This is a genomic window from Enterobacter cloacae complex sp. P16RS2 (assembly GCF_014982155.1).
Lineage (GTDB): Bacteria > Pseudomonadota > Gammaproteobacteria > Enterobacterales > Enterobacteriaceae > Enterobacter > Enterobacter cloacae_M.
Window position 1 is genome coordinate 48,568 of sequence record NZ_JADCKW010000002.1, and the last position, 9,243, is coordinate 57,810.

The 9,243-nt window shown below is 53.1% G+C and carries 11 protein-coding genes; all 11 read left to right on the forward strand.

The window, feature by feature from the left end; all coding sequences use genetic code 11:
• Positions 1 to 162 precede the first annotated feature (162 nt).
• The 11 genes from cydA (at position 163) to cpoB (ending at position 9,063) form a co-directional block, all read left to right on the forward strand.
• Positions 163 to 1,731 carry a cytochrome ubiquinol oxidase subunit I gene (gene cydA / locus INF68_RS00600; RefSeq protein WP_023310795.1) on the forward strand — a complete coding sequence of 523 codons (1,569 nt, stop codon included), beginning with the start codon at positions 163 to 165 and terminating at the stop codon, positions 1,729 to 1,731.
• A gap of 15 nt (positions 1,732 to 1,746) precedes the next feature.
• Positions 1,747 to 2,886 (forward strand): cytochrome d ubiquinol oxidase subunit II, encoded by a 1,140-nt coding sequence (cydB, locus tag INF68_RS00605; protein ID WP_126785944.1) that lies wholly within the window; start codon positions 1,747 to 1,749, stop codon positions 2,884 to 2,886.
• A 14-nt stretch (positions 2,887 to 2,900) separates the two neighbouring features.
• Entirely contained in the window at positions 2,901 to 3,014 is a 114-nt protein-coding gene (cydX, locus tag INF68_RS00610) for a cytochrome bd-I oxidase subunit CydX (protein ID WP_003858598.1), read from the forward strand.
• Positions 3,014 to 3,304 carry a cyd operon protein YbgE gene (ybgE, locus tag INF68_RS00615; RefSeq protein WP_126785943.1) on the forward strand — a complete coding sequence of 97 codons (291 nt, stop codon included), beginning with the start codon at positions 3,014 to 3,016 and terminating at the stop codon, positions 3,302 to 3,304. Before cydX ends, ybgE begins: the two co-directional genes overlap by 1 nt.
• 148 nt (positions 3,305 to 3,452) lie before the next feature.
• A complete protein-coding gene (ybgC, locus tag INF68_RS00620; RefSeq protein ID WP_003858593.1) occupies positions 3,453 to 3,857 on the forward strand; it encodes a tol-pal system-associated acyl-CoA thioesterase in 405 nt (134 codons plus the stop codon).
• Positions 3,854 to 4,546: a Tol-Pal system protein TolQ gene (gene tolQ / locus INF68_RS00625; RefSeq protein WP_008501101.1), complete on the forward strand. Its 693-nt coding sequence runs from the start codon at positions 3,854 to 3,856 to the stop codon at positions 4,544 to 4,546. The genes ybgC and tolQ overlap by 4 nt, the downstream gene beginning before the upstream one ends.
• Before the next feature lie 3 nt (positions 4,547 to 4,549).
• Positions 4,550 to 4,978, forward strand: a complete 429-nt coding sequence (tolR, locus tag INF68_RS00630; protein WP_003858589.1) for a colicin uptake protein TolR — start codon at positions 4,550 to 4,552, stop codon at positions 4,976 to 4,978.
• Between the two features lie 28 nt (positions 4,979 to 5,006).
• Positions 5,007 to 6,275 (forward strand): cell envelope integrity protein TolA, encoded by a 1,269-nt coding sequence (gene tolA, locus INF68_RS00635; protein ID WP_126785942.1) that lies wholly within the window; start codon positions 5,007 to 5,009, stop codon positions 6,273 to 6,275.
• Between the two features lie 134 nt (positions 6,276 to 6,409).
• Positions 6,410 to 7,702 carry a Tol-Pal system beta propeller repeat protein TolB gene (gene tolB, locus INF68_RS00640; RefSeq protein WP_008501103.1) on the forward strand — a complete coding sequence of 431 codons (1,293 nt, stop codon included), beginning with the start codon at positions 6,410 to 6,412 and terminating at the stop codon, positions 7,700 to 7,702.
• 35 nt (positions 7,703 to 7,737) lie between these two features.
• On the forward strand, positions 7,738 to 8,259 hold the full coding sequence (pal, locus tag INF68_RS00645) for a peptidoglycan-associated lipoprotein Pal (RefSeq protein WP_003858578.1): 522 nt from the start codon (positions 7,738 to 7,740) through the stop codon (positions 8,257 to 8,259).
• Positions 8,260 to 8,268: 9 nt separating this feature from the next.
• Positions 8,269 to 9,063 (forward strand): cell division protein CpoB, encoded by a 795-nt coding sequence (cpoB, locus tag INF68_RS00650; protein ID WP_109846278.1) that lies wholly within the window; start codon positions 8,269 to 8,271, stop codon positions 9,061 to 9,063.
• The last annotated feature ends 180 nt before the right edge of the window (positions 9,064 to 9,243 follow it).

A 9,243-nucleotide genomic window follows, 5' to 3' on the forward strand; every position in this document is an offset into this window, starting at 1 on the left:
GTTTTTTATTAACGTATTTGTAACCTCACGTCATCGTTTTTATCCTCCTTCAGGGTAATAACGACGACAAGGATGCGAATAATTTGTATTGGGGCATGCGTGTGGATCTCTCTCTGACGGGGTTCACTCTCGGAGTCTTCATGCGATGAGCAAGGAGTCATGATGTTAGATATAGTCGAACTGTCGCGCTTACAGTTTGCCTTGACCGCGATGTACCACTTCCTGTTTGTGCCACTGACGCTCGGTATGGCGTTCCTGCTGGCCATTATGGAAACGGTATACGTTCTCTCCGGCAAACAGATTTATAAAGATATGACCAAGTTCTGGGGCAAGTTGTTTGGTATCAACTTCGCGCTGGGCGTGGCAACCGGTTTGACCATGGAGTTCCAGTTCGGGACTAACTGGTCTTACTATTCCCACTATGTAGGGGATATCTTCGGTGCGCCGCTGGCCATTGAAGGTCTGATGGCATTCTTCCTCGAATCCACCTTTGTAGGTCTGTTCTTCTTCGGCTGGGATCGTCTGGGTAAAGTCCAGCATATGGCGGTGACCTGGCTGGTGGCATTAGGTTCGAACCTGTCCGCGCTGTGGATCCTGGTGGCGAACGGCTGGATGCAGAACCCTATCGCGTCTGATTTCAACTTCGAAACCATGCGTATGGAGATGGTCAGCTTTGCCGAGCTGGTCCTGAACCCGGTTGCGCAGGTTAAATTCGTTCACACCGTCGCTTCTGGCTACGTGTGCGGCGCGATGTTTGTACTGGGCATCAGCTCTTACTACATGCTGCGCGGTCGTGACTTCGCGTTTGCTAAGCGCTCCTTTGCTATCGCTGCAAGCTTCGGTATGGCTGCAATCCTCTCTGTTATCGTTCTGGGTGATGAATCCGGTTACGAAATGGGTGACGTGCAGAAAACCAAACTGGCTGCCATCGAAGCCGAATGGGAAACCCAACCGGCGCCTGCTGCCTTTACGCTGTTCGGCATTCCCGATCAGGACGCGCAGGAAAACCGCTTCGCCATTCAGATCCCTTACGCGCTGGGTATCATCGCCACCCGTTCTGTTGATAAGCAGGTGACCGGTCTGAAAGAGCTGATGGTTCAGCACGAAGAGCGTATCCGTAACGGTATGAAAGCCTACTCGCTGCTGGAACAGCTGCGTGCCGGTTCTACTGACCAGGCCGTTCGCGACCAGTTCAACAACGTGAAGAAAGATCTGGGTTACGGTCTGCTGCTGAAGCGTTATACCCCGAACGTTTCTGATGCGACAGAAGCGCAGATCCAGATGGCAACCAAAGACTCGATTCCACGCGTTGCGCCACTGTACTTCGCATTCCGTATCATGGTGGGCTGCGGCATCATCATGCTGCTGATCATTGCGGCGTCCTTCTGGTCCGTGATTCGCAACCGCATCGGCGAGAAAAAATGGCTGCTGCGCACCGCGCTGTACGGTATTCCACTGCCGTGGATCGCTATCGAATCCGGCTGGTTTGTTGCGGAGTACGGCCGTCAGCCATGGGCGATTGGTGAGGTACTGCCAACGGCGGTAGCGAACTCGTCCCTGACAGCGGGCGACCTGATCTTCTCCATGTTGCTGATTTGTGGTCTGTACACCCTGTTCCTGGTGGCTGAACTGTTCCTGATGTTCAAGTTCGCGCGCCTTGGCCCAAGCAGCCTGAAAACCGGTCGCTATCACTACGAGCAGTCCACTGCGACTACTCAGCCGGCACGCTAAGACAGGAGTCATCAAATGATCGATTATGAAGTATTGCGTTTTATCTGGTGGCTGCTGGTTGGCGTTCTGCTGATCGGTTTCGCTGTCACGGATGGTTTCGACATGGGGGTGGGGATGCTCACCCGTTTCCTCGGTCGTAATGACACCGAGCGTCGAATCATGATCAACTCCATCGCCCCTCACTGGGACGGTAACCAGGTGTGGCTGATCACCGCTGGCGGCGCGCTGTTCGCTGCCTGGCCGATGGTCTACGCGGCTGCGTTCTCCGGCTTCTACGTGGCGATGATTCTTGTGCTGGCCTCTTTATTCTTCCGTCCGGTTGGTTTCGACTACCGTTCCAAGATTGAAGACACCCGCTGGCGCAACATGTGGGACTGGGGCATCTTCATCGGTAGCTTCGTTCCACCGCTGGTGATCGGCGTGGCGTTCGGTAACCTGCTGCAGGGCGTACCGTTCCACCTGGACGAATACATGCGTCTTTACTACACCGGTAACTTCTTCCAGCTGCTGAATCCGTTTGGTCTGCTGGCCGGCGTGGTGAGCGTGGCGATGATCATCACTCAGGGCGCAACCTATCTGCAGATGCGTACGGTTGGTGAACTGCATCTGCGTTCTCGTGCGACGGCTCAGGTCGCTGCGCTGGTCACGCTGGTCTGCTTTGCACTGGCCGGTGTGTGGGTGGTGTACGGTATCGATGGCTACGTGGTGACGTCTGCAATCAACCATACTGCGCCGTCTAATCCGCTGACCAAAGAAGTGGCGCGTCAGGCTGGCGCATGGCTGGTGAACTTCAATAACACCCCTGCGCTGTGGGCGATCCCGGCTCTGGGCGTGCTGTTGCCGTTGCTGACAGTATTAACGTCTCGTCTGGAGAAAGGCGCGCTGGCGTTCGTGTTCTCTTCGCTGACCCTGGCGTGCATCATCCTGACGGCGGGGATTGCGATGTTCCCATTCGTCATGCCATCCAGCACCATGCTGAATGCTAGCCTGACCATGTGGGACGCAACGTCCAGCCATATGACGCTGAACCTGATGACGTATGTTGCTTGCGTGTTCGTTCCGATTGTTCTGGCCTACACCATCTGGTGTTACTGGAAAATGTTCGGTCGTATCACTAAAGAACATATCGAAAGCAACACCCACTCTATGTACTAAGTAAGGAGCTGAATATGTGGTATTTCGCATGGATTTTAGGGACGCTTCTTGCCTGTGCATTTGGTGTCATCACAGCCCTGGCGCTTGAGCACGTCGAAGCGACCAAAGCGGGTGAAGAAAAACACTGATGAATATTATCGCGACGCTTTACGCGGTAATGGACAAGCGCCCGTTACGGGCGCTTTCTTTAGTGATGGCATTACTGCTGGCAGGTTGTATCTTCTGGGACCCTTCGCGCTTTGCAGCGAAAACCAGCGAGCTTGAAATCTGGCACGGCTTTCTCATTATGTGGGCGGTGTGCGCAGGTGTGATCCACGGCGTCGGCTTTCGTCCGAAAGCCATTCACTGGCAGGGAATTTTTTGCCCGCTGATTGCCGATCTGGTGCTTCTCGCCGGTTTGATTTTCTTCTTCGTCTGAATAAGAAATGTCCGTTAACGTTATGGGCTTACCCGAGCCCATAAAAATTTACTCTCCGTTTACTTTCTCCCATTCCCAACCCTCTTTCCCGCGCGTATAGTAGCGAAGTTTAAAAGCATTAACTTTTGTTGCATTACCGGGATGTAAAGTGAATACAACGCTGTTTCGATGGCCGGTTCGTGTCTATTACGAAGATACCGATGCCGGTGGTGTGGTTTACCACGCCAGCTACGTTGCTTTTTATGAACGGGCACGCACAGAGATGCTGCGCCATCATCACTTTAGTCAACAGGTGCTGTTGGCTGAGCGAGTTGCCTTCGTGGTACGCAAGATGACGCTTGAGTATTTTGCGCCTGCCAGACTCGACGATATGCTCGAAGTCCAAACTGAAATTACATCAATGCGCGGGACCTCACTGGTTTTCACGCAGCGGATAGTCAACGCAGAGAATACCGTACTGAACTCAGCTGAAGTGCTGATTGTTTGTGTTGATCCAACCATAATGAAGCCTCGTGCGCTTCCTAAGTCTATTGTCGCGGAGTTTAAGCAGTGACTGACATGAATATCCTTGATTTGTTCCTGAAGGCAAGCCTTCTGGTTAAACTTATCATGTTGATTTTGATTGGTTTTTCAATCGCATCCTGGGCCATCATCATCCAGAGAACGCGTATCCTCAATGCCGCTGGCCGTGAAGCTGAAGCGTTTGAAGATAAGTTCTGGTCGGGTATTGAGCTTTCTCGTCTGTATCAGGAAAGCCAGGGGCGCCGTGAAAACCTGACCGGCTCCGAGCAAATTTTCTACAGCGGTTTCAAAGAGTTTGCTCGTCTGCATCGTGCAAACAATCATGCGCCGGAAGCGGTGGTGGAAGGTGCCTCGCGTGCGATGCGTATCTCTATGAACCGTGAACTGGAAAACCTTGAAACGCACATTCCTTTCCTCGGCACTGTCGGCTCCATCAGCCCGTATATCGGTCTGTTTGGTACCGTGTGGGGGATCATGCACGCCTTTATCGCGCTGGGCGCGGTGAAGCAGGCGACGTTGCAGATGGTTGCACCGGGTATCGCTGAAGCACTGATTGCGACCGCTATCGGTCTGTTTGCGGCAATTCCTGCGGTTATGGCTTACAACCGTCTGAACCAGCGTGTGAACAAACTGGAGCTGAACTACGACAACTTTATGGAAGAGTTCACTGCGATTCTGCACCGTCAGGCGTTTACCAGCACCGAGAGCAACAAGGGGTAAACCATGGCCAGATCGCGTGGACGAGGTCGTCGCGAGCTCAAGTCCGAAATCAATATCGTTCCACTGCTGGACGTCCTGCTGGTACTGCTGCTGATCTTCATGGCGACAGCGCCAATCATTACCCAGAGTGTGGAAGTGGATCTGCCGGATGCGACAGAATCACAGGCGGTGAGCACCAATGACGATCCTCCGGTTATCATTGAGGTTTCCGGCGTAGGGCAATACAGCGTCGTGGTAGAGAAAGATCGTATGGATCAGCTGCCGCCTGAGCAGGTTATTGCTGAAGCGCAGCGTCGTCTGGAGTCAAATCCGAAAACGGTCTTCTTAATCGGTGGCGCGAAAGACGTACCCTACGATGAAATTATTAAAGCGCTAAACTTGCTACATAGTGCGGGTGTTAAGTCAGTTGGCTTAATGACCCAACCTATTTGATCATCCGCGTAGTTTTTGGGAACCGATAGTGTCAAAGGCAACCGAACAGAACGACAAGCTTAAGCGAGCGATAATCGTCTCCGCAGTGCTGCACGTGATTCTCTTTGCAGCGCTGATCTGGAGTTCGTTCGACGAGCATATTGATGCATCAGCCGGCGGCGGTGGAGGGTCTTCCATTGACGCCGTGATGGTGGATCCCGGTGCGGTAGTACAGAACTATAATCGCGAACAACAGCAGAAGGCGAGTGCCAAACGGGCCGAAGAGCAGCGTGAAAAACAGGCGCAACAGCAGGCGGAAGAACTGCGTGAAAAGCAGGCCGCAGAGCAGGAGCGACTGAAGCAGCTTGAGAAGGAACGTTTGCAGGCGCAGGAAGCCGCGAAAGCGCAGGCAGAGCAGCAGAAACAAGCCGAAGAGGCCGCGAAGAAAGCACAGGAACAGCAAAAGCAGGCGGAAGAGGCGGCAGCTAAAGCCGCAGCGGACGCGAAAGCACAGGCTGATGCCCAGGCAAAATTAGCGGCAGAAGCGGCGAAGAAAGCCGCAGCTGATGCTCAGAAGAAAGCTGAAGCTGAAGCCGCGAAGAAAGCCGCTGCTGATGCCCAGAAGAAAGCTGAAGCGGAAGCCGCGAAGAAAGCCGCCGCTGATGCTCAGAAGAAAGCCGAAGCGGAAGCCGCGAAAAAAGCCGCTCAGGAAGCAGAGAAGAAAGCTGCTGCCGAGGCCGCGAAGAAAGCGGCTGCTGCTGAGAAAGCCGCTGCTGAGAAGGCCGCTGCCGATAAAAAAGCTGCAGCTGAGAAGGCTGCCGCCGATAAGAAAGCTGCAGCTGAGAAGGCCGCTGCCGATAAGAAAGCTGCTGCTGATAAAGCGGCTGCCAAAAAGGCCGCAGCCGCTGAAAAAGCCGCTGCCGCCGCAGGGGTTGACGATCTGCTGGGCGATTTGAGCTCCGGTAAGAATGCACCGAAAACGGGCGGTGGGGCGAAAGGAAACAACGCAGCGCCGACGGGAAGTGGTAACACTAAGAGTAACGGTGCGACAGGGGCTGAAATCAACGGTTATGCCGCGCAGATTAAATCCGCTATTGAAAGCCGATTCTATGATGCGTCTTCCTATACCGGTAAAACGTGTACGTTGCGTATAAAACTGGCTCCGGACGGCATGCTGCTGGATATTAAGTCTGAAGGTGGCGACCCGGCTTTATGTACTGCGGCCCTGGCTGCAGCGCGTCAGGCGAAGATGCCTAAACCGCCATCTCAGGCAGTTTACGAAGTCTTCAAAAATGCGCCGCTGGACTTCAAACCTTAAGTTACATTTTCCCCGTGCAAACGGGGAAAAATAGACCAGGTTTAGTCACAGGGTTCTGGTAGTTTTGTCTATTTGAGTTTGTTAACATTCTGCTAAATTATCGTGGGTAAGGTTACCCGGATAAGGGAGATATGATGAAGCAGGCATTACGTGTAGCATTTAGTTTTTTAATGCTGTGGGCAGCAGTACTGCACGCAGAAGTACGTATCGAGATCACCCAGGGGGTGGACTCGGCGCGCCCAATCGGTGTTGTTCCGTTCCAGTGGGCAGGTCCTGGCGCTGCGCCTGAAGATGCCGGTGGCATCGTGGCGGCTGACCTGCGTAACAGCGGTAAATTCAACCCGTTAGATCGTTCTCGTCTGCCTCAGCAGCCGGGTAGCGCGCAGGAAGTACAGCCTGCAGCATGGTCTGCGCTGGGTATTGATGCCGTGGTTGTGGGTCAGGTTACGCCTAACCCGGACGGCTCTTACAACGTGGCCTGGCAGCTGGTGGACACCGGCGGTGCACCGGGTACCGTTCTGGCACAGAACTCTTATAAGGTCACTAAGCAGTACCTGCGCTACGCGGCACACGCTGCCAGCGATGCGGTATTTGAAAAACTGACCGGCATTAAAGGGGCGTTCCGTACCCGTATTGCTTATGTGGTACAGACCAACGGTGGTCAGTTCCCGTATGAGCTGCGCGTATCTGACTACGACGGCTACAACCAGTTCCTGGTGAAACGTTCTTCACAGCCGCTGATGTCTCCAGCCTGGTCTCCGGACGGTTCTAAACTGGCCTATGTAACCTTCGAAAGCGGCCGCTCAGCGCTGGTTATCCAGACGCTGGCAAACGGTGCTGTTCGTCAGGTAGCGTCGTTCCCACGTCACAACGGTGCGCCTTCGTTCTCTCCGGACGGCTCCAAACTGGCCTTTGCGCTGTCAAAAACCGGTAGCCTGAACCTGTACGTGATGGATATTGGCTCTGGTCAGATCCGTCAGGTTACCGACGGTCGCAGCAACAACACTGAACCTTCATGGTTCCCGGACAGCCAAAACCTGGCGTTTACTTCTGACCAGGCCGGCCGTCCACAAATCTACAAAGTCAACATCAACGGCGGTGCTCCGCAGCGTATTACCTGGGAAGGTTCGCAGAACCAGAACTCAGACGTGAGCAGCGACGGTAAATTTATGGTAATGGTGAGCTCCAACGGTGGGCAGCAGCACATTGCCAAACAAGATCTGGTAGCGGGTGGCGTTCAAGTTCTGTCGTCAACGTTCCTGGATGAAACGCCAAGTCTGGCACCTAACGGCACGATGGTAATCTACAGCTCTTCTCAGGGGATGGGATCTGTGCTGAATCTGGTTTCTACAGATGGGCGTTTCAAAGCGCGTATTCCGGCAACTGATGGACAGGTAAAATCACCTGCCTGGTCGCCGTATCTGTAAATAATAATTAATTGATTACTAAAGGAATCATAGAAATGCAACTGAACAAAGTGCTGAAGGGGCTGATGATCGCTCTGCCTGTAATGGCAATCGCAGCGTGTTCTTCTAACAAGAACGCCAGCAATGACCAGAGCGGCGAAGGCATGATGGGTGCCGGCACCGGTATGGACGCGAACGGCAATGGCAACATGTCTTCTGAAGAGCAAGCGCGTCTTCAGATGCAGCAGCTGCAGCAGAACAACATCGTTTACTTCGATCTGGATAAATACGACATCCGTTCTGACTTCGCTGCGATGCTGGATGCTCACGCTAACTTCCTGCGTAGCAACCCATCTTACAAAGTCACCGTAGAAGGTCATGCGGACGAACGTGGTACTCCAGAGTACAACATCTCCCTGGGTGAACGTCGTGCTAACGCTGTTAAAATGTACCTGCAGGGTAAAGGCGTTTCTGCTGACCAGATCTCCATCGTTTCTTACGGTAAAGAAAAACCTGCAGTACTGGGTCACGACGAAGCGGCTTACTCCAAAAACCGTCGTGCCGTACTGGTTTACTAAGAGAATTGCATGAGCAGTAACTTCAGACATCATCTATTGAGTCTGTCGTTACTGGTTGGAATAGCGGCCCCCTGGGCCGCTTTTGCTCAGGCACCAATCAGTAGTGTCGGCTCAGGCTCGGTAGAAGACCGGGTCACTCAACTCGAGCGTATTTCTAACGCTCATAGCCAGCTTTTAACCCAACTCCAGCAACAACTTTCCGATAACCAGAATGATATTGACTCTCTCCGCGGTCAGATTCAGGAAAGCCAGTATCAGCTTAACCAGGTTGTGGAACGTCAGAAGCAAATCTTGTTGCAGATAGATAGCCTGAGCAGCGGTGGTGCAGCAGCACAGCCAGCCGCAGGCGATCAGAGCGGTGCTGCGACGTCTGCGCCAGCGCCATCTGCTGATGCTTCAGCCTCAACAGGCGCGCCTGTACAGAGCGGTGACGCGAATACTGACTACAATGCGGCTATTGCCCTTGTGCAGGATCAATCTCGTCAGGATGACGCGATTGCTGCGTTTCAGAACTTTGTTAAGAAATACCCTGATTCCACTTATCAGCCAAATGCCAATTACTGGCTCGGTCAGCTGAATTACAACAAGGGTAAAAAGGACGATGCGGCGTTTTATTTTGCCTCCGTGGTAAAAAACTACCCAAAATCGCCAAAAGCGCCTGATGCGATGTACAAAGTGGGCGTCATCATGCAGGACAAAGGCGACACTGCGAAAGCCAAAGCGGTTTATCAGCAGGTGGTCTCTAAATTCCCGGGTACCGAAGGTGCTAAGCAGGCGCAAAAACGTCTGAATTCGATGGGATGATTATCGCATGACCAGAAATCGCGTTATTTCTGGTCGTGCAGCATGATTCGTAAGCAGTTAAGTGATCTTCATCGAAATTTTTGTTGCGCTGAATTCTTAAATCAGTAATATATGCCGCCGTTGCCACGGGATATCAAACAACGTGAAAACAGTGTAAAAGTGGGTCGTTAGCTCAGTTGG